The 23,117-nt window shown below is 53.3% G+C and carries 21 protein-coding genes; 7 read left to right on the forward strand and 14 right to left on the reverse strand.

What is annotated here, in order from left to right:
- Positions 1-181 precede the first annotated feature (181 nt).
- Complete coding sequence (gene spoVB / locus NSU01_RS27795; RefSeq protein ID WP_076245172.1) at positions 182-1,783, forward strand: stage V sporulation protein B; 1,602 nt, start codon at positions 182-184, stop codon at positions 1,781-1,783.
- A gap of 10 nt (positions 1,784-1,793) precedes the next feature.
- On the opposite strand, the gene NSU01_RS27800 is transcribed toward spoVB, so the two are convergent.
- A complete protein-coding gene (locus tag NSU01_RS27800; protein ID WP_076245175.1) occupies positions 1,794-2,597 on the reverse strand; it encodes a DUF421 domain-containing protein in 804 nt (267 codons plus the stop codon).
- Between the two features lie 319 nt (positions 2,598-2,916).
- On the opposite strand from NSU01_RS27800, the gene NSU01_RS27805 reads away from it, so the two are divergent.
- Positions 2,917-3,309 (forward strand): TIGR04086 family membrane protein, encoded by a 393-nt coding sequence (locus NSU01_RS27805; RefSeq protein WP_076245177.1) that lies wholly within the window; start codon positions 2,917-2,919, stop codon positions 3,307-3,309.
- A gap of 92 nt (positions 3,310-3,401) precedes the next feature.
- A complete protein-coding gene (locus NSU01_RS27810; protein ID WP_256703919.1) occupies positions 3,402-4,250 on the forward strand; it encodes a phosphatase PAP2 family protein in 849 nt (282 codons plus the stop codon).
- 85 nt (positions 4,251-4,335) lie between these two features.
- Here NSU01_RS27810 and yajC read toward each other — a convergent pair whose 3' ends face one another.
- From yajC to NSU01_RS27870, 12 genes are all read right to left on the reverse strand, one after another.
- Positions 4,336-4,650, reverse strand: a complete 315-nt coding sequence (gene yajC, locus NSU01_RS27815; RefSeq protein ID WP_039294472.1) for a preprotein translocase subunit YajC — start codon at positions 4,648-4,650, stop codon at positions 4,336-4,338.
- A 45-nt stretch (positions 4,651-4,695) separates the two neighbouring features.
- On the reverse strand, positions 4,696-5,832 hold the full coding sequence (gene tgt / locus NSU01_RS27820) for a tRNA guanosine(34) transglycosylase Tgt (protein WP_042139546.1): 1,137 nt from the start codon (positions 5,830-5,832) through the stop codon (positions 4,696-4,698).
- Positions 5,833-5,853: 21 nt separating this feature from the next.
- A complete protein-coding gene (queA, locus tag NSU01_RS27825; RefSeq protein WP_039294467.1) occupies positions 5,854-6,882 on the reverse strand; it encodes a tRNA preQ1(34) S-adenosylmethionine ribosyltransferase-isomerase QueA in 1,029 nt (342 codons plus the stop codon).
- 10 nt (positions 6,883-6,892) lie between these two features.
- Positions 6,893-8,995, reverse strand: coding sequence for a SpoIID/LytB domain-containing protein (locus NSU01_RS27830; RefSeq protein WP_076245179.1), 2,103 nt, complete (start codon positions 8,993-8,995; stop codon positions 6,893-6,895).
- A 472-nt stretch (positions 8,996-9,467) separates the two neighbouring features.
- Positions 9,468-10,475: a Holliday junction branch migration DNA helicase RuvB gene (gene ruvB, locus NSU01_RS27835; RefSeq protein WP_039294462.1), complete on the reverse strand. Its 1,008-nt coding sequence runs from the start codon at positions 10,473-10,475 to the stop codon at positions 9,468-9,470.
- Between the two features lie 26 nt (positions 10,476-10,501).
- Positions 10,502-11,125 (reverse strand): Holliday junction branch migration protein RuvA, encoded by a 624-nt coding sequence (gene ruvA, locus NSU01_RS27840; protein WP_042139549.1) that lies wholly within the window; start codon positions 11,123-11,125, stop codon positions 10,502-10,504.
- Entirely contained in the window at positions 11,122-11,625 is a 504-nt protein-coding gene (gene ruvC, locus NSU01_RS27845) for a crossover junction endodeoxyribonuclease RuvC (protein WP_076245182.1), read from the reverse strand. Before ruvC ends, ruvA begins: the two co-directional genes overlap by 4 nt.
- A gap of 224 nt (positions 11,626-11,849) precedes the next feature.
- Positions 11,850-12,596 (reverse strand): BofC C-terminal domain-containing protein, encoded by a 747-nt coding sequence (locus NSU01_RS27850; RefSeq protein ID WP_160311780.1) that lies wholly within the window; start codon positions 12,594-12,596, stop codon positions 11,850-11,852.
- 102 nt (positions 12,597-12,698) lie between these two features.
- Positions 12,699-13,943 (reverse strand): serpin family protein, encoded by a 1,245-nt coding sequence (locus tag NSU01_RS27855; protein WP_339302357.1) that lies wholly within the window; start codon positions 13,941-13,943, stop codon positions 12,699-12,701.
- Positions 13,944-14,054: 111 nt separating this feature from the next.
- A complete protein-coding gene (locus NSU01_RS27860) occupies positions 14,055-16,181 on the reverse strand; it encodes a CocE/NonD family hydrolase (protein ID WP_076245187.1) in 2,127 nt (708 codons plus the stop codon).
- Between the two features lie 13 nt (positions 16,182-16,194).
- A complete protein-coding gene (locus NSU01_RS27865; RefSeq protein WP_076245189.1) occupies positions 16,195-17,361 on the reverse strand; it encodes a membrane dipeptidase in 1,167 nt (388 codons plus the stop codon).
- Between the two features lie 514 nt (positions 17,362-17,875).
- Positions 17,876-18,844, reverse strand: a complete 969-nt coding sequence (locus tag NSU01_RS27870; protein WP_256703927.1) for an ornithine cyclodeaminase family protein — start codon at positions 18,842-18,844, stop codon at positions 17,876-17,878.
- A 150-nt stretch (positions 18,845-18,994) separates the two neighbouring features.
- On the opposite strand from NSU01_RS27870, the gene fabV reads away from it, so the two are divergent.
- The 4 genes from fabV (at position 18,995) to NSU01_RS27890 (ending at position 22,189) form a co-directional block, all read left to right on the forward strand.
- Complete coding sequence (fabV, locus tag NSU01_RS27875; RefSeq protein ID WP_076245194.1) at positions 18,995-20,185, forward strand: enoyl-ACP reductase FabV; 1,191 nt, start codon at positions 18,995-18,997, stop codon at positions 20,183-20,185.
- A 166-nt stretch (positions 20,186-20,351) separates the two neighbouring features.
- Positions 20,352-20,942: a PadR family transcriptional regulator gene (locus tag NSU01_RS27880; protein WP_076245197.1), complete on the forward strand. Its 591-nt coding sequence runs from the start codon at positions 20,352-20,354 to the stop codon at positions 20,940-20,942.
- On the forward strand, positions 20,935-21,711 hold the full coding sequence (locus NSU01_RS27885; protein WP_076245200.1) for an EFR1 family ferrodoxin: 777 nt from the start codon (positions 20,935-20,937) through the stop codon (positions 21,709-21,711). Before NSU01_RS27880 ends, NSU01_RS27885 begins: the two co-directional genes overlap by 8 nt.
- 19 nt (positions 21,712-21,730) lie before the next feature.
- Positions 21,731-22,189 carry a hypothetical protein gene (locus tag NSU01_RS27890; protein WP_076245203.1) on the forward strand — a complete coding sequence of 153 codons (459 nt, stop codon included), beginning with the start codon at positions 21,731-21,733 and terminating at the stop codon, positions 22,187-22,189.
- 120 nt (positions 22,190-22,309) lie between these two features.
- Here the strand turns inward: NSU01_RS27890 and NSU01_RS27895 are convergent, their stop codons facing one another.
- A complete protein-coding gene (locus tag NSU01_RS27895; RefSeq protein WP_042139560.1) occupies positions 22,310-23,068 on the reverse strand; it encodes an SDR family oxidoreductase in 759 nt (252 codons plus the stop codon).
- Positions 23,069-23,117: the final 49 nt, after the last annotated feature.

Consider the following 23,117-nt stretch of genomic DNA (forward strand, 5'->3'; position numbering starts at 1 on the left):
GTATGCTCAGAGATAAATATTCGACCCCTCTGCCGCTCTTTCCTTCTTTCGGCCAAAAACTTGTCATATGGAAAGCTTGTCATGGAGTTGACCTGTAGCAGCATATCCTTATACAAGCCTGCTTGAGAGAGGAACAAATTCACCGGAAGTTTTCATCTAATTTGGGAAGAAGGAGTGCCCTTTGAGGAAACAGACCTTTATACAAGGAACATTAATCCTGTTATTTGCAGGCATCATTAACCGGATGCTTGGTTTTATTCCCCGGATTGCTTTGCCGCGGATCATCGGCGCCGAAGGAGTAGGACTATATCAGCTTGGATATCCGTTCTTTATCGTACTGGTAACCGTCATTACCGGCGGGCTCCCGCTGGCAATTGCCAAAATGGTTGCTGAAGCAGAAGGAGAGAACCGGCCGGAGCAGTCCCGCAAAATCCTGCATACGGGCCTGGCAATCAGCCTGACGCTCGGTATTTTTTTCACCATTGTAGCTCTCCTCAGCGCCTCATGGGTATCAAGCGTTATTCTGACCGACCAGCGGGTATATTACACCTTTGTCAGCATGACTCCAATGATTGCAATCGTGGCCGTTTCGTCCATCTACCGCGGATATTTCCAGGGCAGGCAGAATATGCTTCCCTCAGCGTTTTCCTCTGTGCTGGAATCAGTCATCCGGATCTTCTTTATGCTTTGGTTTTCCTGGCTGCTGCTCCCGAAAGGAATTGCTTTTGCGGCGGCAGGTGCGATGCTGGGCGTTACTGTGGGTGAGATTGGCGGAATGCTGGCCCTGCTGCTGCAATATTATTATATCGTTAAAAAGGACAAGAATGAGGCTCCGCCTCCTGCCGGAACAGCTGTTTCCGGTAGCTCTGCTGAGTCCGGAGATGAACCGCAGAGACAACCAGGGAGTGTGCTTAAGCGGCTGATCGGCATCTCTGTACCTGTAACCGCCGGACGTTTGATCGGTTCCTTCTCGTATCTGCTCGAATCCATTATTACTGTGCGCAGCCTTGCACTTGCCGGAATAGCTGCTGCAGCTGCAACTGCACAATATGGTTCCCTACAGGGAATGGTTATCCCGCTGCTGCTGCTGCCGGGTGTGCTCAGCTCCTCGCTGGCCGTGTCCCTTGTCCCTTCCTTATCCGAGGCGGCTGCCCGGAATGACCTGCCCACGATTCATAAAAGAATGCATCAGGCCCTGCGGCTGGCTATGGTAACGGGCGCTCCGTTTGCTGCTGTTATGTACGTTCTTGCCGTACCGTTGTGTACACTGATGTACGGCAATGCAGCGGATACGGCACCTATGCTGCGGATGATGGCACCGTTCGCTTTATTCCTCTATGTCCAGGCCCCGCTGCAGGCTGCACTTCAGGCAATGGACCGCCCGGGCAAGGCACTGATTAATACACTGATTGGTGCGGTCGTCAAAATCCTGCTGATTCTGCTGCTCGCCTCCCGGCCGGAATACGGGATTCAAGGAGCCATCATCGCCATTATTGTCAATAGCCTCCTTGTGACTATACTTCATGGATACAGTGTTATCCGGCTGACAGCCATGTCCTTAAGATGGTCGGATCCGGTCAAAATTATAGCGGCTACGATCATCATGGCTGCCGGAATGTCTTACGTCTATACCTCAGTTCACATCTCCTCCTCACAGTGGATACAGTTTCTGGCTGCCGCTGCCTGCGGGATGGGCGTATACTTTAGCATTTGCCTGTTATCGGGCCTGATTTCCAGGCGTGATCTGGAGCGTGTGCCCTTCTTCAAACGCTGGCGCAGCTAACATCTTCTCCTTATCTTGAGCCGATCGGGTCAATATATATCTGTCCCTTATGATCAATTGAGCATAGGAAAACATCACGGAAATCGGAGACACCCTTCTGGCGGATCTGGGTTCTAAGCCAGAATCTGTTCTTACCGATCATCTCCAGGTTATCGTCCTGCACCTTTCCGTCCATTATCAGCGGAATCGGGAGGCCTTCGTAGCGGATCTTGTGCTTCGGAAGCTTAACTTTACCGGAACTGTCTGATTTGTCTGATTTGTCTGAACCTCCGGAGCTCTCCTGGCCTCCGCTGTTCTGCTCCTTCTGCTCAGCGCTTGAACTGCTGTTTCCGGTCTGATTGGACGAAGATACACCTTTATTCTTCTCAATCACGGTAAGCTGCCCGCTTGTTTCAAGAATGGCAAACTCTACATCGGCCGGACTGTCTATGTTCTGCCCGCGTAACTGCAGCAGCAGATCATCAATGTTATATCTCTGTTTACGCATCTCGCCCCGGTGGAGCTTACCGTCCGAGATGAGGATACTCGGCTTGCCATCCACCAGCAGGCGAAGCTTCCGGCTCTTCAGACTGAGCTGTGCGACCAACACCTGAATCAGAACCAGCGTTGCCATGGGCACGAACCCGTCATAGATGGGCCGCTCGATATCTTCAATTACAAACACAGCGATCTCAGCAATCATAATGGAAATCGTGAGGTCAAATACCGACAATTTGCCGATCTCCCGTTTGCCCATGATCCGCATACTCAGGAAAATGAAGATATACATCAGCACGGTCAGAAAGATATGGGCAGTAATATGCTGGAACAACATATTCTCTTCGCTCCCCTTCCGCTTCTCACCCGGCGGCTGAGAGCCGTAACGGGCGGATTAATGTACCCCTATTCTGACCTGCCTGCCAAGGGAACATTCGGAAGCCTGCTGATTAATTACTGGTAAAAGTCCAGTCTGCCATTCTTGTACTATTGGGGCAAGCCTTCCCATACAATGATTAGTACCAGCTCAGGCAGGACACTTTTTTTCAAAGCCCAACCAGAAAGTAACGCAAACAAACTTAGCGTATGCTTTCCAAGCCAGTTTGTAAGGAGCCCGTCCAGGAAGTAACGCAAACAAACTTTTAGGAGGTTTTACCATGTCGTTAATTAGGCGTCTATTCTCATGGAAAATATCTAGTCCTGTATTGTCGGGTTTATGCCGGTCGTTCCTGTGGATGCTGCTGGGCGCATTCGTTCTCTCCCTGCTGCTCTGGGGCAGCGGACTGCAGGAACAGGATCTTACCATGTACACCTATATTGTACACGGCATAGCTGCCGCTTTCGGAGGCTTGACCGCAGGCGGCAGAGCTTCAAGCAAAGGCTGGTATCAGGGAGCACTCACCGGCGCATTCTATGGATTAATTGTTCTGCTGATCGGATTCCTGGCTCTGGAAAGCGCCCCGGCAGGAATTGATTTCCTTTGGGTAATGGCTGCAGCAGGCATTGGTGCACTCGGGGGAATATTTGGGGTTAATTTGCAAAAATCCTAATTAATATAATTTTTCGAAATTTGAAACCTATCCTTGAAAATATGTTACACTGAGTGCATCTGACTTCATATGAGGGATTTATCAAGGAGGCTTTGAATGCTTTGCTTTACCAGTCCATGAATCTTGTAGTTGTATACACCGTTGCCATTGTAGTGGTATTGATTTGGATCGGCGCCCGGCGCAATCCGCTAATGGCCCTAGTTGAAATCGGGAGAGAGCTGCTGCGGTCCTATAAATTCACTCTGATTATTATAGGAATGTTCAGCGTGCTTGCTCTGAATAAATATGAGCTGCAGATCGAGCGGAAGATGAACCTGACTTCGGATTACACAGCCTTTGTCTTTGGTCTCGAGGGCCACTTTGTCAGACATGTGCAAGAGCTGTTCTTTACGCCTTGGCTGACCCCAATCATCGTCTTCTTCTATATCTTCATGCTGCAATCGGTGCTCGCCGCCTCGCTAGGTATCTATCTGCTGGATAAGAACCGCGTGATGCTCTATGCGACCTGCTACACGATCATGATAACCTATGCTGTTGCTATTCCATTCTATCTGTATTTTCCGGTAAATGAGGTGTGGTCCTATCTGCCCGCAGGGGTGCGATTTACCATGCTGGATGTTTTTCCGAAGTTTGAACAGGAGTACCGGCCGCTATCGGGCCTTAACAACTGCTTTCCCAGCCTGCATACTGCCATTTCCGTATCTATGGCGCTGCTGGCCTACCGTTCCGGCAACCGCCGCTGGATGGTGATTAGTACAATCTCGGCCGTTGCTATCGTCTTCGGAATATTCTATCTCGGTATCCACTGGCTGACCGATATGCTCGGCGGCACTTTGCTGGCCGTTCTGTCCACAACTGTCGCAGTGCAGCTTGCCAAATTCACCCTGCGCAGCGGGGAAGAACGGCTGAGAGTACGAAGCCGGGCAACGGATGTACGTTAACATCAGCCTTTGAACTGTATAATGTAAAAAAACCGGCGTTCTCTTACGAGAGACGCCGGTTTTTATGTAATTTGGTGCAGACAAATCAATCTTTGTCTTCTACTTCCGTGACAGAGTGACTGATCGAACCCCGGTCAAAGGTCAATCGGGTCACGTCATTAACCCGCAATACAACGATGTCATCAGAAATCTCCATAATTGTTCCGTGAAGACCGCCGATAGTAACTACCTTATCGCCTTTTTTCAAAGACTTGAGCATCCCGTTACGTGCTTTGGTTTTCTTCTGCTGTGGACGAATCAGCAGGAAGTAGAAGACAACAAACATAAGTACAAATGGACCTACCAGGCCAAGAATATTGCCTCCGCCGCCTGAAGCTGCTGCCAGTTGAAAATGTGACATATCATTCCCCCCTTTCCAAAAAATTTAACATATCACTCAGTACTTTTAGAAGCCTTTTAGATTATCATATAATCCGTATTGTGCAAAAAACTCATCGCGAAAATCAAGCAGCCGATCTTCCATGATGGCTTCACGCACTTTACGCATCAATTCCAGCAGGAAGTGTAAATTATGGTATGTCGTTAACCGCAAGCCGAAAGTTTCGTCAGCTTTGATCAGATGGCGCAAATAAGCGCGGGAATAATTCCGGCAGGTGTAGCAATCACACTCCGGATCAAGCGGCCCGAAATCACGGGCATACTGCGCGTTGCGTACAACGAGTCTTCCCTGACTGGTCATCGTCGTTCCATTGCGGGCAATACGGGTAGGCAGAACACAGTCGAACATGTCTATTCCGCGGATTGACCCTTCCAGCAGTGCATCCGGTGAACCTACGCCCATTAAATAGCGCGGTTTCCCTTGCGGCAGCAGTGGAACTGTATAATCCAGCACTTCATACATTAGCTGCTTGGACTCTCCGACGCTGAGCCCTCCAATAGCATACCCCGGGAAATCCATGGAAGTCAAATCTGCCGCGCTCTGACGGCGCAGATCCTCGTGCATGCCCCCCTGTACGATTGCGAACAGCCCCTGATCATTAGGACGTGCATGGCTCTTGAGGCATCTTTCTGCCCAGCGGGTGGTGCGTTCAAGTGACTTTTTGACGTATTCATATTCTGCCGGATAAGGCGGGCATTCATCGAAGGCCATCATAATATCGGAACCGAGTGCATTCTGGACTTCCATCGCTACTTCCGGCGAGAGAAACTTCTTGTCCCCATTTAAATGAGAGCGGAAATGAACGCCTTCTTCGGTAATCTTACGCATGTCGCTCAGCGAGAATACCTGGAAGCCGCCGCTGTCAGTCAGGATGGGCCGGTCCCAGTTCATGAATTTGTGCAGACCGCCGGCTTCGCCGATGATCTCATGGCCCGGACGAAGGAACAAATGGTAGGTATTACTCAGAATAATCTGCGCATTCATTTGCTTAAGCTCTTCGGGGCTCATTGTTTTGACGGTGGCTTGTGTGCCTACCGGCATGAAGGTCGGTGTTTCAATAATTCCGTGTGGAGTATGGACTCTTCCGAGCCGTGCTCCGGACTGCTTACAGGTCTTAATGTGTTCATAAGTGATTGCTGCCATAGGTTTAACCCTTCCTCTTGCTTAATAAATGAACATTGCATCGCCAAAGCTGAAGAACCGGTACTGCTGCTTAATCGCTTCTTCATAGGCGGCGAGAATATGCTCCCGGCCGGCTAAAGCGCTCACCAGCATGACCAAAGTAGACTTTGGCAGATGGAAATTGGTAATCAATGCATTGACGACAGTGAATTCGTAGCCGGGATAGATGAAAATATCCGTCCAGCCGCTTGATGCCTTCAGCGGTCCGCCCGCCGCTTGTCTCCCGGCCGTCTCAAGGGTCCGGCAGGAGGTTGTGCCGACAGCGATAATTCTTCCGCCTCTGGCTCTTGCGGAGTTCAGCATCTCTGCCGTCTCTTGGGATAATTCATAATATTCGGCATGCATCACATGCTCTTCCACGGTTTCTACCGACATTGGACGGAATGTGCCAAGACCTACATGCAGGGTGATATAAGCGATATTCACACCGGCCGCTGCAATCTGCTCCAGCAGCTCTTGGGTGAAATGCAGTCCAGCCGTAGGGGCGGCCGCCGATCCTTCATGCCGCGCGTAGACTGTCTGATAACGTTCGCGGTCATCCAGAGTTTCCTTAATGTACGGAGGAAGCGGCATCGATCCGAGCCTGTCCAGTATCTCCTGGAAGATACCCTGATAGATAAAGCGCAGCGTCCGGCCGCCCATATCCGCTTCGTCCTCTATTACGGCGCGAAGCTCTTCGCTGAAGATAATCACCGCTCCGGTCTTCAGCTTCTTGCCGGGCTTAACCAGCGCCTCCCAGCGGTCTTCACCGAGATTCTTCAGCAGCAGCACCTCTGCCTTCGCCCCGGTATCCTCCTTGACACCGAACAGTCTGGCCGGAATAACTCTCGTATCATTCAATACCAGTGTATCTCCGGGACGGAATTGCTGCAGTATATCTGTGAAATGCCCGTGTTCCAGCTGACCGTTCTCCTTGTTTACGAGCAGCAGTCTGGATGAGCTGCGGTCGGCAAGCGGAGTCTGGGCAATCAGTTCCTCCGGCAAATTAAAATCATAATTATCTACATTCATGATGGGATCTTCATTCCTTAACTATAGTAACGTTATTAAAATAGTGTTGCAATATTTGACGATAATCATACCCGCTATCTGCCATGCCCTTTACGCCCCATTGGGACATGCCCAGGCCGTGCCCGTTGCCCCAGCCGATGAAATAGAATCCGGGACTGCTGGTGACCACTCTGGAAGATTGATCAGCACCCATGACTACGGTTCCGCTGCCATTTGCAGTTACTTTGCCGGTTGCAGAAAGCACCCCGGCGCTTGTTGAACTACCAATAGTGGCTGTAGTGCCGTCAGCGCCTAGTACAGTATAACTGCCTGCCGGGACAATATCAAACAAAGTACTGGGCAATCCGCCAAAGGAAGAACGGAACAAATCCGGGTATTTCACCTGCAGAATCTGGCCGTTAGCCTTGACTTCCACCGCTCTCCCCGAAGGCCCGCGCTTAGTCACCTGGAGACTGGTTATGGAAGACGGAAGAGCGTTGCTTGTTTTGCCGGACAGGCTTTTGAGCAGCTCTGCCGAGGTATACGGCCCTTTGATCCAGCTGTAGCTGCCGGATTCATAGACCTGGCCCAGCACTACGGCGTTATCGCCGGGGTTCAGCTTGCCTGCGGGAGTAACACTGCTATCAATAATAGGCAAAGGCCGGATATTCACATCCTTGGTGGTAGCCGTAGCCAGCGGAAGTCCGGCTGCCGTTGTGTTCCCGGTTAATTTGATATTGTCTTCACGGGCATAACCGGAGATACCGCTGTTCAGCAGCACATAATACCACTTTTTAGATGAAGCAACTGCCGCAGCATCCTCGCTGCTGACTACACTGACGAAGGTATCGCCGCCGTTGTTCCACACCTCAGACGGGTCTGCGGTAACGCCGCCGCCGTTGGAGGAGAACACAGCTTCTACTATTTTGCCGCCGCTCATCAGCACTTCGCCTGCGGTAGCATCCACTGCCTTGGTAATGACTGGAGCTTCAGCGCCTATGCCGTTGTACACCTGGCTCAGCGTGGTATCGACAACATTGGCTACATCGAAGCGGTTGCCCTGGGCCAGCGCATAGCTGCGCGCCGCAACGGCCTGGGCTTTGAGCGCCTCTTCCGGCCAGCCGGATGAAACCTCTCCGCCGACAACCGCATACAGATATTGCTCCAGCGGCACTACGTTGATTACAGACAATGAACCGTTCAGATTGCCCAGCTCCAGATTGCCTCGGTAAGTACGCTTGGATCTCTCCGTAAGCAGAATCCCCTTCTCATTGCCGGCGGCTGTGAACTTCGCGTCGCTTCCGGATAACAGATAATGAAAGGCCTGGACTTCACTGCTGAAATCAAGTCCTGCGTCCATCCGGATAATTAGTCCCGCTGTACCTGCCGCCACCGGCGACAGAACAAGCTGCGGGAGCAGTGCAGCTGCCGAGGCAGAGACCGCTGCAAGATCGCTGTCGCTCGCCGCTTCGCCTACCCAAACTTCAGTCCGTGCACTGCCGCCTTCTCCGGACACGAATACCGGCCAGGCATCGAACCCGGCAGCGGTTAGGCTGCCGACAACCGCCTGCGCTTCCTCCAGCGTCGCGTAGGAACCTGCGGACAGATGTTTGGTCCCGGCAACAGCCGGTGTCTGTCCTTCCGGAAGGCTTACTCCGGCTTTCATCACGGAGGTCAGCCCTGTTTTGGCGGCAGCTTCACTGGCATAGCTTCCAGTGTAGAGCTGATACACCTTAGCTCCGCCCCGTGATGCCATAAACAGCTGGGGTTTATCGGAGGTAGCCTGCAGCTTCTTGGCTGCATCCGCTGCCACCTGCCAGGTTGGCGTTTCCAGCACCTTCACCCGGTAGCCGTCCAGACTGACACGTACTTTGTTCTGGGCAGGAACCGACAGCAGAGGTGTTCCGGCCTGCGAGAGCAGGCTGAAGCCCAAATCGGACTGAAGCGTGACCAACGGTACGGTAGATTTATATTTGCTGCCAATATCGGCATACAGTGCAACCCGGATCGCCCCGCCGGTATCGGCGTGAGTGGTACCCGCAAAGGTCAGAAGGCTGCCTGCTACCATTGATGCGGCCAATACTCCGCGGCCCAGCAGCCCTAACCCTGTTTCTTTCCACCTGGCAAGATTCATTGTAGGCCTCCTAAAAGTTTTGAGAGTAGCTGCTCCTGAAGCAGGCTTCGTTCCAAACCCTGCTTCGGAAGCATACATACTCTTTAAGTTTTGAAAGCATGACATCCTCAGAAAGCTTCGTTCAAAACCCGCTTGGGAAGCATACTCTTAAATGTGTTATATAAAACGCACTCTAGACTGCAACCAATTAAGCACCCGGTCGGGCACTTATGTGACGAGCGGTTTATTCAACTTCTCGCACCTAATCTATTGCAAAGAACATTCAAATTCTTAAGTTTCTCACTTGTTTAGGCTTAATTGTTGTACGGATTGCAACTTCATCCCCTAGATATCTGGCGGTTGGGACAGATTGTTGTATGAAATACAAGATTTGTCCCGCCAAACCGCTTGGAGGAGAAGGAATGTTGCCTTTTATACAACAATTCGGGATTGTAGCCGGGATCATACGAAAAATGTTGTATTATGGGCAGCATCAGTTCTGCTGCGGAGGGAGCGGAAGTCCCAGATGATGATACGCCGCCGGGGTCACTATGCGCCCGCGCGGCGTGCGCTGCAGGAAACCGATCTGCAGCAGGTAGGGTTCGTATACGTCCTCAATAGTCTGGCTCTCTTCGCCTATCGTAGCGGCAATGGTATCGAGCCCGACCGGTCCGCCGCGGAAGGAGCTGATCATCGACTGCAGCATCTTGTGGTCGATGCTGTCCAGTCCGCGCGGATCTACCTGAAGCATCTTGAGCGATTCAGCGGCAATCTCCGGCGTAATAATACCGTCGCCGCGGACCTGCGCATAATCGCGCACCCGCTTCAGGAGACGGTTGGCAATCCGCGGAGTCCCACGGGCCCGCAGGGCAATCTCTTCCGCAGCATCTCCCAGAATCTCGATGCTGAGCAGCTCGGCGTTGCGGGCTACGATGAAGCTCAGCTCATCGATTGTGTAGTACTCCAGCCGGCTGACTACGCCGAAGCGGTCGCGCAGCGGAGCGGACAGCAGCCCCGCGCGTGTCGTTGCTCCAATGAGCGTGAAGGGCGGCAGGTCCAGCCGCACCGAACGGGCACTCGGGCCTTTGCCGATCATAATATCCAGCGCGAAATCCTCCATCGCCGGATACATAACCTCTTCCACCGTGCGGTGCAGGCGGTGGATCTCATCAATGAACAGCACATCGCCTTCCTGAAGGTTGGTCAGCAGCGCGGCCAGATCGCCCGGCCGCTCAATTGCCGGGCCGGAAGTGGTCCGCAGATTCACACCCAGCTCATTGGCGATAATATTCGCCAGCGTTGTTTTGCCGAGACCCGGAGGCCCGTACAGCAAGACATGATCCAGCGCTTCGCTGCGCATCTTGGCTGCTTCAATATATATTTTCAGGTTTTCTTTCACCTGGTTCTGGCCGATATATTCACCCAGATAACGGGGCCGCAGACTTAATTCAACCGCCTGCTCGTCCATCATCAGATTTGCTGATATAATCCGGTCATCCATTATTCCTCACTCCGTTCTTCAAGGACCTATTTGGCTATAAAAAGCAGCCCCAGCGCCTTTTTCATCAGCACGTCAACCGGTCCGGTATCCGTTCCCTCTTGCTTCATCTTCAGCCATACGCGGTCCAGCTCGGTATCGGTATAGCCCAGCGCCCTCAGGGCATCCCTGGCCTCTTCCCACGGGAGTGCCTCGGCCTTAGCCTGGGCTTCAGCCGCTACAGCGAACAGGCCTGTCTGCAGGGCAGCTCCACCGAAGCCGTCCAGCTTGTCCTTCAGATCCAGAATCATCCGCTGCGCCGTCTTCTTGCCGATGCCCGGCAGCTTCGTCAGGAAGGTGATGTTCTCCTGATAGATCGCCGAGATCAGCTGATCCGGCGTTCCGCCGGTCAGAATGCCCAGCGCCACACGCGGGCCGATGCCAGACACCTCGATCAGCTTGCGGAACAGCTTCTGCTCCTCACGGGTCGGGAATCCGAACAGGAGCGTCGCATCCTCACGGGTCTGATAATGAATGAAGATGGTCACCGGACCCTCCACCTTGGCAAAAGCATACGGATTCGGGCAGAAGACCCGGTATCCTACGCCTTGAACATCCAGTACTACATATTCTGACTCCAAATGTACAACCGGTCCTCTTAGGAAATCTATCATTTTCGCAATACCTCATTTAATTTGGAATTAAGACTCACGGAATGGGCGTGGCATACCGCCACCGCCAGTGCATCCGCCACATCATCGGGCTTCGGTACAGCCGACAGCTTAAGGAGCAGCTTGATCATCTCCTGAACCTGTTTCTTCTCCGCCTTGCCGTACCCTACTACTGCCTGCTTCACCATCATAGGAGTGTATTCCGCCACCGGCAGCCCGCGCTGCACGGCCGCCAGAATCAGCACTCCGCGCGCCTGCGCCACCGGCAGGGCCGTTGTCACATTGCGGCTGAAGAACAGCTTCTCTACCGCAACCGCATCCGGCTTATATTTATCAATCAGCTGTACCATGCCTTCATAGACATGCAGCAGACGTTCTTCTTCCGGAGTATGCGCCTCAGTCTGGATGCAGCCGTACTGGACCGGAGTCAATTTGTTACCAACCTTATCTACAAAACCAAAGCCGACAATCGCCAGCCCCGGATCAATCCCCAAGATGCGCAAGATCCTTCTCTCTCCTCTGTGCCAGGGCAGAATAGCCCCTGCGGGTTCATCCATGAATCCGCCCTAAAGCGAACATATGTATTCCTTCTACCCATTATAGCAAAAAAATTTCCCCGGGGAGACAAAAACTTTGTCCCGGGGAAATTAAAATCAGGCTGCTATTTCAAACAAAAAAACCCGTGAGCCTCCTGCCCACGAGTCTTCAAACAGTTATATCCTTCACTTCATTCCGCATGCATCACCTGTTCCGCCGAGTCCCGCGCATAGTCGCTGAAGGTAGACAGCACACTGTTGTACTCCTCCATGTCCTGCACCCGGATGCCCTGATGAAGCTGCTCCCAGATCCCCTCCGGCAAAGAGGATTTCATCGAGCCCATATCCAGCTGAAAGAAGGTCTTCATCACCTTTTCCGACGTCGGCGGTCCTTTGAACAGCGTCAGATTCCCCTGTTCATCCACTCCGAAGTAGGCCTCTTTTTTGGTGAGCGGTGACAGATCATTAACTCTCTGCTCCAGCCACAAATCGCCTTCCTCGCTGAGCCAGCCGCTCCAATCGGAATGCTGTCCGATCATCATCTTCAGCTGGGCCGGTGTCTGCTTGCCGGGCAGTGTCTGCACCTCTTCACCGGATACATAAATTGTCTTCAGGTGCACCGTTCTGCTGACCGCTTCCCGGCTGACTGCTTCAAGCAGCTCTTTGCTGTCCATCACAGCAGCTTCATCTTCTGCTTCATTCCCTGTATGGTTATAAACGGCTGCCACAGCCGGAATACTGCTGCCGGGTTCCCGGTTCTGCTCCTCTATTCCGCTTAGTGTTCCAGGCAACGTCCAGGCTGTATGCTCCAACAGCAGGCTGATCTCTTCCGGAACCTGCATGCCACGCCAGGCCAGCACCGTAAGCGCGATGCATGCCGCCCCCACCCAGGGAGCCTTTTTCCAACGTCTCCACCGCCGCCACAGTTGTTTTTTCAAGCGAAAAGCATTCACGTTAATCCCTTCATTCTGGTTTTTCCCTATTGTGACCTGTGAAGGGAGCATTTATGCGTTTTTGCTTGAAATTCATTCCAAGCGGAATTAATCTGTGTCCAGCGGATTCTCAATGGCTCCGAGGAACAGGACCACCTGAGTCTGCACATCCTTGATCATGAACAGAAACGGCCGGTTGACCGTCATTTCAAAAGGCGTATCTGCAGGAGCAGCTGATCCTGCCCGCATCTGGATCACTGTGGACGCCGCAGCCTCTGTTCCCCGCTCATTCACATCGATGTAGGTTTTGTGGATGACCTTGCTGAAATAAATCGGGCGATTCAGGTCCGCCAGCAGCGGGAAATCCCCCTGGTCCGGGTCGAAAGCCAGCTTCACACCCAGCGCCTGCAGAACCTTTGTAAGCTCTGCCCCGTAGCCCGCTGTAAAACGCGGCAGCCGCAGCGTCCCCCGGGCACTGGCGAAGCCCTCATCAAGCGGGAGGCTGCCCGCCGCAAGCTGATCCGCAAGCTCCTGCAAGGAAGATTCCCCGCCCGGCAGGATTACGGTCATCTCCATCTGGCCCTCTCCATAAGGAAGCTTCACAGCCTGCCAGTCCTCATTCTCAGCATACTGAAAATATCCGCTCCGCTTCATCATCATTGCCCGCACTGCTGCCCCGTCCGGGGGATAGAAGTCTGCTGGCGCAGTTGCCTCCTCCGGAAACACATCACTCCAGCCGGCTTTGAGATACAGCGCGTTGACAAGTACCGCCACAGCCTGCGGTCCCGGCGGCTCCGTGAGCATTTCATTAATTCTATGCTCCGTGTGGTCCGAGACCCAATCATTAATCTGCGTCACAGATTTCTCTGCAGCTAAGTCTGTCGCCCTGATCTCTGCGTTATAGAAATCCTTACCTGTCTTGAGATAGTCCTTGCGCAGCGGCAGCCCCTTCATGCCCCAGACCGAATTCGCGATCTTCAGCTCAATTCCCGGTCCGGCGTCATTCAGCAGCTGCAGCAAAGCCTGATGCCCGGTATTCAGCTGCTCCCGCTCATCAGGTGCATAGCCCAGCAGCGTTCCCAGCTCCTCTGCTGTCTCTCCGTCCGCACCGTTATAAGCAAGGGCCAGCGCAGCGGCAACACTATAAGGTGACACCGTCAGATTCCCGCCGCCCGGCTTCCACAACTGGCCAAACAGCATCGCGCCCAGCCGGTTACTTCTCTCGGCCAGTCCGAAATCAAGCCCGGCTGCAGCTGCCTGTCTCTCTGAATAGCTCATTTTGGAACCTCCTTTACTGCAGCCGGCCAGGAGCAGCACGGCTAACAAGAGTACGGATATTCTTTTGATCATCATAACTCCCTCCTTGAGTCCATCCGAAGCGGCAAGGATATGTACCAGATGCCCTTTCACATTCATGGACGATCCCAATTGGAAAAAGTTGCAAATGACCGGCTCAGATATTCATTAGAAATTCGGCACCACCGGCAGCTTAATATGGCTCGGATACTCCTGGTTATGGCAGATCGTCTGCTGCACAATGACCGCTTCCGTATCTTCATACGGATTGTTTCCGGTGTTTGTGTTAGGAAAGGCCACGAATTTGCTGGAAGAAGTGATTGTGAAGCGGACCCGGTGTCCCGCGGCAAACGAGTGGGCGATGTTCTGCAGGAAAATATCATACTGCTCCACCTGCCCAGGCACCAGCAGCTGCGGCTGGTCCAGCCCATGCCGGTATTTTGCCCGCACGATATAATTGGACAGGCGGATGGAATCTCCTTGTTCATTCACATCACTCAGCGTCACGACCCAGTCCGTATCCAGACCCGAGCTTGCCGCATAGATGACCGCAGACAGCTCACCAGCAATGGTCAGCTTCTCCGCCAGCGGCTCACTGGTATAGACAACGATATCGCTGCGCAGCTCATGCTTCCGCATATTCTCCGGCTCCCGCTCGCCGCTGTCGGCCACCGGGTCAGCCGGATTATAGATGTAAGTGTCTGCTGCTGAATGTTCCTCCGGCTCCATAACCAGCCGTCCATCGCCCAGTGATGAATTCGCCCGGCCGTCTCCGCCCAGATAGAACGGAGTTACCTTTGCTTCTGCCGGTGTCCAGTCCTCCGAGGTTCTCCAGCGGTTCTCGCCCACCACATAATAGGAAGCCCGCGGCTCCTGGTCGATGCCGTTGGGGATATCCTTCAGGAACCGGTCGAACCAGCGCAGCACGGAAATATCATAATCGTACACCACTGCATCATTGCCGAAGGACACGCCCAGCAGATCCCGCGCCCGGTTCGGTCCGTGCTCCCAGGCGCCAAGCCGGATTTTGCGGCTCTTCACATCATGCTCCGTCAGCATCCGCCAGGTCTCCGATACCCCCGGGCTGTCACCGTCATACCAGCCGGAGATCACATACATCGGAACCTTAACCTGATCTCCGCGTTCGGTGAACGTACAGTTTCTCCAGAAATCGTCATACTCGGGATGGTGGCTCCACAGCTCCCATGGCCCCGAAGTGCGGCCAATCATCTGCTGCGGAATATCCCTGATGGGTCTGGCATCGACCGCCGCTTCCGGGTCCACTGTAATGCCGCCAAAAATATCAAAGTCCGTCCGCGTCCCCACCGACTGCGCAAGCGTCCAGGACAGCAACGGCCAGGAGCAGAGCGTTCCTCCTTTGCGCGCGGTGTCCACGAACGGCGAACCTACATTAACCTCATCCACCACCGCCAGCAGGTTCGGGTGACCGCTGGTAGCGGCTGCTACAACAACATAGCCGAGGTAGGAGGCGCCCCACATTCCAACTTTGCCGTCAGACCATTCCTGGGCAATAATCCAGTCAATGGTATCGTAGCCGTCATCGCGTTCATTGTAGAACGGGATCAGCTCACCTTCCGAATCCGCGCGGCCGCGTACATCCTGGGAGATCACGGCGTAGCCTTTATTCGCCCAGCGCATGAAGATTTCTTTTTTACCATTCCGGTCGTAACAGGTTCTCACCAAGATAGTTGGTACCTTCGTTCCCGGCTCAAGACCTTCAGGAAGAAATACATCGGTAGCCAGCTTCACGCCATCCCGCATCGGCACAAGATACGTTCCCAGATCGTTCACACCATATTCCGGCTGCGACAGCAGCGGTTCAGCATAGAGGGCGAGCGGGGTCAGCTGCTCATATCCTGCCTTAACGATCAGCTCAATGCCATAGCGGTTAGGGGTCAGAAAGGCGATCACCTCCCCGTCCAGCGTTACAATATCCAGCGCCGTGCCCCCGCGGTAAGCCCATACCTGCGAAGTCCGCTCTACACCGGAGATCTCCGCCTGATAGGTAATATGCTTCTGATATTTGTCCCCGTTCTTGAGGATAACCTCGTCCCCGGCCCATTCCGCATCGGTGTACACATGAAGCTGCCCCGCGATCCGCGCCAGCGGAAGAACATATTTCGCGCCAGCATCCAGCACATTCTCCTGCATCTGTGTGCGTCTGCGGGTGTCAACCTTGGCGTGCATGACCTCCTTGTCCGTGAAACGGATGGTGCCGCTGTATATCCCCGAGCAATAGAAGTTGAAGCTTGTCTGCTGTAAGTATGAATTCATCTGTAAAAGTCCCCTATCCGCAAATTTGTTCGAACACACGCAGCCAGTTGCCGCCCATAATCTTAGCGATCTCTTCATCGCTGTACCCGCGCGCCACCAGTCCCCGCGTGAAATTGCTGAAATAACTGTATTTCTCAAGCCCTGCTACGGTTTCCGTGGAGGGACCATCCCCTTTGGCGAATCCCAGCTTAGGTGCAATCTGCTCCTTGAAAAAGACCAGTGACCACTCCAGGTCACTCATAGGCCAGTCCGTTCCGATGCCCACATGCTCTACGCCTACCAGCCTGATCACATATTCAATATGATCCAGCACATGCTCAATGGTGGTATGATCCGGATCTTCATGCACAAACCACGGCATCGCAAAAATACCAATCACCCCGCCGGTCGCAGCAATCGCGCGGATCTCCTCGTCACTTTTGCAGCGCATATGCGGATAGATGGCTTCCACGCCGGTATGCGAGGCGATAACCGGCGCTTTCGAGGCTGCACAGGCATCCAGGGTGGTCTGCCTGCCGCAATGTCCGGTATCGACGATGATTCCGAGCGTGTTCAGCCGTTCCACAAACCGCAGACCGTATTTGGACAGCCCGCCATTGCCCGGCTCCGCACAGCCGGAACCTATCAGATTCTGGTTGTTGTACGTTAACTGCAGAATCCTTAGACCAAAGCCATGCAGCGCGTCAAGCAGCTCCAGATTTTTCCCCAGCGCATCCGTTTCCTGTGCCGTTACAATACCGGCCTTCCTGCCCTCACGCTTAGCCCTGCGGATATCCTCCGCCGTCAGTGCCTTCACCAGCCAGTCCGCGGAATCGAACTGCAGCTGAACCTCGCCCATACTGGTAATCATGCTCTCTATATCATTCAGGTGCAGCTCACGGTTCCCCGCCGTAATGCCGGACTTGTACCATTCCTCTTTGTAATCCGCAATCTCACCGCCGGCCGACAGCCGGGTAATGATCTGCGCCGGCATGGCGCTGTAGACCATCGGTTCATCCTTGTACGGCTCGCACAGCGCCTTCACCTTAAGCGAGACGCTCTCCGGGATAGCGCTTGGGGACAAGGGCCCCTGGAACAGCAGATCAATATTGATATTCTCCTCATGCAGGCGTTTCGCCCGCTCCTCCTGTGCAGCACTCAGTCCGAACTCATACCAGCCTTCCCGTTCCTGTAAATTCACTTGATCCGGCCCCTCCTCTATGAAACTACCTATTTACTTGATGCTCGCTCGTCCCTGCGGTGAATATTTGGGCTTCCGGCAGCCGCCGCTCCTGCCATTCCAGAGATCTTTTTCTGTCCTTGGTCGTTGTTGTAAGATCTAAACTAGTGAAAACCACGTTGTTGTCACGCCGCTTGCTGAGGCTTTGCAGTAACGAATTACGCTAAGCTTAACTGCACTTTGTACAACTAAATCGTCTGATTTTCAACCGATTATCCGTTTAGTTGTATTTCGTGCAATTAAATTGACCAATGTAGTTGGTTATCACCCATTCGGGCAGATTTAGTTGTACAGACTACAGTTATAAGAGGCAAGCAGCTCTTTTCGCTGTTTTTAATTGTACATTATACAACTATCACTGAAGTTTCACTTGGAGCTGAATACATCCATTGCCGCTTGCTGCATTATTGAATCGACACACTTCATTAGATCTGATGTCGGACTAGTTACTCTTAATAGAAATACCGAGATCTATTTAAAATGAAATCTCCACGCCTTTGTGCAGAGCAACCGCCTGTTTATAAATATAGAAGGCTGCGGCAAGATCCTGAACGGCAAGCCCCAGTCCCTTAAAAAGGGTAATCTCATTGCCGCTTCCCCGGCCGGGGACACGCCCCTTCAGCAGCCCGCCAATTTCACCAATAATATGGTCCGCCGTAATCGACCCTTCGCTGAGCGGAATCAGATAATCTCCCGCTTCATGGACCGCCGACTCCAGCCGGTCCACATAGAGCCTCGCCCCGGCTACCAGCGCCGTGTCCAGCTCCCGTTCATGCGCCCTGCATGCGCCGATCGCATTGATATGCGCGCCTGGCTTCACCCAGGCGCCGTGCAGCACCGGCTCCCCCGCCGCCGTTGCCGTACAAATAATGTCCGCGTCCATCACCGCGTCCTGCACAGACAGCGCTGCCGTGATCTCTGCGTTCCACCGGCTGCTCATGGCATCGGCGAACGCCCGGGCCTTGCCCGGCGTTCTGCTCCAGACCTTGGCGCGCTTAATGCCGCGCACCTGCAGCATCGCCTCCAGATGGCTCCGGGCCTGCTCCCCGGTGCCGAGAACCGCCAGGGACTCCGCCTCTTCCCTGGCGAGCAGCTTCGTCGCCGCCGCACTGACCGCCGCCGTGCGGATGGCTGTAATCGACTGGCCGTCCACTATGGCCAGCGGCACGCCGGTGGCGGCGTCGAACAAAGACACCATCCCCTGATGCGACGGCAGACCGCTCCCGTGGTTGCCAGGGAATACGCTGATGATCTTAGCACCAGCGATCCCTTCACGCCGCAGATACCCGGGCATCATTCCCAGCACATTCCGCTCCTCCAGCGGCAGGACCTGGCGGAGGCTCTGCACGGCCTCCCCCTCCGACAGATCAGCGAGGACGGTTTCCATCACAGCGATGCAGGACTCCATCGTTAGAATCTCCGCAACTTCCTTCCCGTTTACCATCAGCACATTTAGACCCTCCCGGATTCTTGATAACGCATATCCATTCTTATCTTTTCAAAAAAAGATTCAAGCTTATCTTTCTATGCCATCATTTGCTATACTCTATATTAGCGAAAAAAGTTAAAAACTAAAACAAAGGGGATATCCTTGATGATTATTCAGCCAAAAACACGCGGCTTTATCTGCACGACTGCTCACCCGGAGGGATGTGCCGGACAAATACAGGAACAGATTGACTATGTACGGGCACAAAATAAACTTACCGGTCCGGCCAACGTGCTGGTCATCGGCGCTTCTACCGGCTACGGGCTGGCTTCCCGGATTGCGGCTGCATTCGGCGCAGGTGCCAATACCATCGGTGTCTTCTTCGACAAAGCTGCTGAAGGTGCCCGCACAGCATCCGCAGGCTGGTACAATTCCGCTGCTTTTGAGCAGGAAGCGGCCAAGCAGGGGCTGAAATCGTTCAGCATCGTCGGAGATGCCTTCTCGGATGCCATTAAGACCAAGACCATCGACCTCATCAAAGCTGAATTCGGAACCGTTGATCTCGTTATCTACAGCGTAGCTTCCCCCCGCCGCACCCATCCGGTTACAGGAGAAGTCTTCTCTTCTGTGATTAAGCCGGTTGGAGAAGCTTACACGAACAAGACGATGAACTTCCACACTGGTGAAGTATCCACGGTTACTATTGAGCCGGCTACGGATGACGAAGTCCGCCAGACCATCGCTGTTATGGGCGGAGAAGACTGGGGCATGTGGATCAATCAGCTGCAGGAAGCAGGCGTGCTTGCAGACGGCGCAACAACCGTGGCCTATTCTTATATCGGACCTAAGATCACCCATCCCATCTACCGGGACGGAACCATCGGCCAGGCGAAGAACCATCTGGAACAGACGGCGGTCGCGCTGAACGAGCAGCTCTCTGCTACAGGCGGACGGGCCTTCGTATCCGTGAATAAGGCTCTGGTTACCCAGTCCAGCTCCGCCATCCCTGTGGTGCCGCTGTATATTTCCGCACTCTATAGAGTAATGAAGGAAAAAGAACTGCACGAGAACTGCATTCAGCAGATGTACCGCCTGTTCGCAGACCACCTGTATAACGGCGGCGAAGCTGCAGCAGACGGCAGCCACCTGATCCGGATTGATGACTGGGAGATGCGCGAGGATGTGCAGATCGAGGTCATGAGACGCTGGAATGAGCTTGAAACGGATAATGTTCCTGAACTTGCAGACCTTAAGGGCTACCAGGATGACTTCTTCCATCTGTTCGGCTTCCGCACCGGAGGCGTGGATTACGAAGCCGAGACTGACCCTGCTGTTGCTATTCCCAATATGGTATAAGCATTCCGCCTAATACATGAAGCCGTTCCCTTTACCGGGAGCGGCTTTTTGGCGTGCAGATTCCAGGTTACCGCTCCAATTCGGGCATAAAATAAGGTTTGACTTTAGGTTATTCTTGCAGTATTTTATATCTAAAAGATATATCTTACAGATTGGATGCGTGCATATGGCTGCTAACAGGAGCAAGACAGGTTACGTGTTACTGGGACTACTAAATGAAGAGAACTTGACTGGGTATGAGATCAAAAAGATCGTAGATACCCGGCTTTCCTTTTTTTGGAGCGAGAGCTTTGGCCAGATCTATCCGGAACTGAAGCGGCTGGCTGCGGGGGGCCTGATCGCTGTGTGTGAAGAACCTGTTTCTTCAGAAGGCAAGAACAGCAAACAAAGCATCAAGTATCAGATAACCGTACCCGGAAGGTACGAATTACAAGAATGGCTTAAGACACCGGTGGAAAAAGAAACCGTACGCTACGAGCTGCTGCTTAAGCTGTATTTTTCCAATTCTTCCTCTTCCGCCACCATGCTGGAGCATGTCCGGGAGTTTGAAATCAACCACCGGCGGCAGCAGCAGCTGTTCGGCAAATTCGAGGAACAGCTGAAGCAGAATCTGGATGTCCACAGTAATCACAGCCGCATTCTGATGGTCCTGTCCTTTGGCCAGAAGCTGTGGGAGTCTTACGCCGACTGGTGCGGGCAGACTATAGCTTTGCTGGAGCAGGAAATCGCAGAACATGAGAACCCGCCGAATGAATAAAACCGTGGATTTGTATTACTTTTCAGGCACGGGCAATACGAAAGCGATTGTAGACTTTGTGGGCAGAACCCTTAAGACCTATAACATCCGCACTTCCCTGAATCTGATCGGCAGCGAATCTATGCCAAGCAGTCCGGTTAATGACCTGTGGCTGGCCTTCCCGGTCAATTCGCAGTTCGTATCCCCGTTCATCTGGAGATTCCTCCGGCGGCTCCCGAATAGCCAGGGCACCAGAGTATATGTGATCGCTACGCTCAATAACTCAGCCCATATTCTGGAGCCGCTCTATACCCTGCTGAAGAATAAGGGCTACATCCCTGCCTCCGCCTGCGAGATCAGTATGCCTAATAATATGCTGAATGCTGATTCAAGACCGGAGGATGATCAGGCCCGGCTGAGCGCAGCCTATCAGAAAGCTGAGACTTTTGTCCATCAGGCACTTGCCGGTGAATCCGCCTGGAAGTCAGAGTATCCCGGGTCGAAGGCCGTCTCCGCTCTCTCCAGAAGAACCGTGCTGCCCTGGATGTCGATGCGGCTGATGCTCAGATTGCGGACGGTCCCTTCCAAATGCATCAGCTGTGAATTATGCGTTCTGCAATGTCCCACCGGTAATATAGTAGTGGTCGATGATCTGCCATACCATGGGTACAAATGTGATTTCTGTATGAAGTGTGCGGCGAACTGTCCGCGGAACGCAATCGTAGTATCTGGCAAAGAGAACCTTCATTTCCGCAATGCCAGAATGCATCAATCTACTTTGGAACAATAGGACGGAGAGGAGAGTTCACATGGGTCTGCACATTAAAGGATTCATCATACCCTTATTAGTATTGCTGCCGAATCTGATCTTCATTTTCTTCCCGCCCAGGAATGCTCCTGATTCTTTGGCCTCTACACCCCTGATCTTCACGATCTTGGAGCGGGCAGGCCAGATCACTTGCTTCATGATGCCTATTGTCCTGGGCCGCAAGCTTGCAGAACAGCCCCTTGGCCTGTCTGCCGGACTGATGGCTGTCTGCCTGCTGATTTATTATATATGCTGGGCCCGCTTTTACTGGAATGCGAGAGAATTTGCCGTGTTGTTCACGCCTTGGCTTGGAATTCCTATTCCTATGGCCGTCTTTCCGGCAATCTACTTCATGCTGCTTGGATTCTGGCTTGAGTCCTGGCTGCTCCTGATCCCCGCTTTTCTGTTTGCCGTGGGTCATTTGGTGAACAGCTGGAATGTTTATGCTCAGGTGCGCTAGAAGCCCGCTGGTATCCGCTTCACAACATATCGATCCTGTCTTTCATAAAAAAACCGCCATTCCCATCAGGCTGAAGTTTTTGCAAACTTGCCCGGAGGATGGCGGTTTCTTGCAGATCTATTATGCTTCTGATACGGAAGCCGCAAGCCAGTCCGTTAACCGTGTAGGGGCAATTCGCGGATGGTCTCCGGCCGGAACAAGCGAGTGATCCTGCAATGCTGTTCCGAAATAATGTGCCTCCGTATCGCCGACCACCTGACGCGCATCCCCCTTAGCCTTCAGCGCTTGCCGGACGAATTCATCCAGAGACAGCTTATCCGGTCCGGCCAGCTCGGCTATCCCGTTCACTGGGGCTTCAAGGGTATAATCAACCAGCGCAGCTGCTACATCCCCAGAGGCTATGGGCTGTACCCATGCCGAAGGCAGACGGACGATATCCCCCTCTGTAGCGGTATAGGCAATGCCCTCCGCGAAGTCGAAGAACTGGGTCGCCCGCACGATGGTGTAGGGAACCGGGGAAGCCTGGATCAGCTCCTCCTGAGCCATTTTTCCGCGGAAATAACCGCTCTGCAGCAATCCGTCAGTCCCCACTACAGATAGCGCCACATGATGCTTCACTCCTGCTTCAGCTTCAGCAGCCAGCAGATTGCGGGTCGTTGTCGCGAAGAATTCCAGCACAGCATCGTCTGCGAATGAAGGTGAATTTGCTACATCAACAACGGCATCAGCCCCTTTAAGCGCTTCTGCCAGCCCCTCACCAGTCATAGCATTGATGCCCAGAGAAGGTGATGCAGCCACAGTCTCATGACCCAGCCCCTGAAGCCGGCTCACCAATTGCTTTCCAATAAGTCCGCTGCCGCCAACCACTACAATTTTCATGTCTATTTCCTCCTGGTTTATAGCCTATATCCATAGGCCGGTATTTAGT

This window comes from Paenibacillus sp. FSL H8-0259 (assembly GCF_037963255.1).
GTDB classification, from domain to species: domain Bacteria; phylum Bacillota; class Bacilli; order Paenibacillales; family Paenibacillaceae; genus Paenibacillus_AQ; species Paenibacillus_AQ phytohabitans.

What these genes read in the sequence shown, in the direction of transcription:
- ruvA (WP_042139549.1), bottom strand. Translation starts at nt 11,125, where the DNA reads ATGATAGATTTCCTAAGAGGACCGGTTGTACATTTGGAGTCAGAATAT.
- ruvB (WP_039294462.1), bottom strand. Translation starts at nt 10,475, where the DNA reads ATGGATGACCGGATTATATCAGCAAATCTGATGATGGACGAGCAGGCG.
- NSU01_RS27870 (WP_256703927.1), bottom strand. Translation starts at nt 18,844, where the DNA reads ATGGTAAACGGGAAGGAAGTTGCGGAGATTCTAACGATGGAGTCCTGC.
- NSU01_RS27895 (WP_042139560.1), bottom strand. Translation starts at nt 23,068, where the DNA reads ATGAAAATTGTAGTGGTTGGCGGCAGCGGACTTATTGGAAAGCAATTG.
- NSU01_RS27805 (WP_076245177.1), top strand. Translation starts at nt 2,917, where the DNA reads ATGTCGTTAATTAGGCGTCTATTCTCATGGAAAATATCTAGTCCTGTA.
- NSU01_RS27830 (WP_076245179.1), bottom strand. Translation starts at nt 8,995, where the DNA reads ATGAATCTTGCCAGGTGGAAAGAAACAGGGTTAGGGCTGCTGGGCCGC.
- queA (WP_039294467.1), bottom strand. Translation starts at nt 6,882, where the DNA reads ATGAATGTAGATAATTATGATTTTAATTTGCCGGAGGAACTGATTGCC.
- NSU01_RS27855 (WP_339302357.1), bottom strand. Translation starts at nt 13,943, where the DNA reads ATGATGATCAAAAGAATATCCGTACTCTTGTTAGCCGTGCTGCTCCTG.
- fabV (WP_076245194.1), top strand. Translation starts at nt 18,995, where the DNA reads ATGATTATTCAGCCAAAAACACGCGGCTTTATCTGCACGACTGCTCAC.
- NSU01_RS27890 (WP_076245203.1), top strand. Translation starts at nt 21,731, where the DNA reads ATGGGTCTGCACATTAAAGGATTCATCATACCCTTATTAGTATTGCTG.
- NSU01_RS27885 (WP_076245200.1), top strand. Translation starts at nt 20,935, where the DNA reads ATGAATAAAACCGTGGATTTGTATTACTTTTCAGGCACGGGCAATACG.
- tgt (WP_042139546.1), bottom strand. Translation starts at nt 5,832, where the DNA reads ATGGCAGCAATCACTTATGAACACATTAAGACCTGTAAGCAGTCCGGA.
- yajC (WP_039294472.1), bottom strand. Translation starts at nt 4,650, where the DNA reads ATGTCACATTTTCAACTGGCAGCAGCTTCAGGCGGCGGAGGCAATATT.
- NSU01_RS27880 (WP_076245197.1), top strand. Translation starts at nt 20,352, where the DNA reads ATGGCTGCTAACAGGAGCAAGACAGGTTACGTGTTACTGGGACTACTA.
- NSU01_RS27800 (WP_076245175.1), bottom strand. Translation starts at nt 2,597, where the DNA reads ATGTTGTTCCAGCATATTACTGCCCATATCTTTCTGACCGTGCTGATG.
- NSU01_RS27860 (WP_076245187.1), bottom strand. Translation starts at nt 16,181, where the DNA reads ATGAATTCATACTTACAGCAGACAAGCTTCAACTTCTATTGCTCGGGG.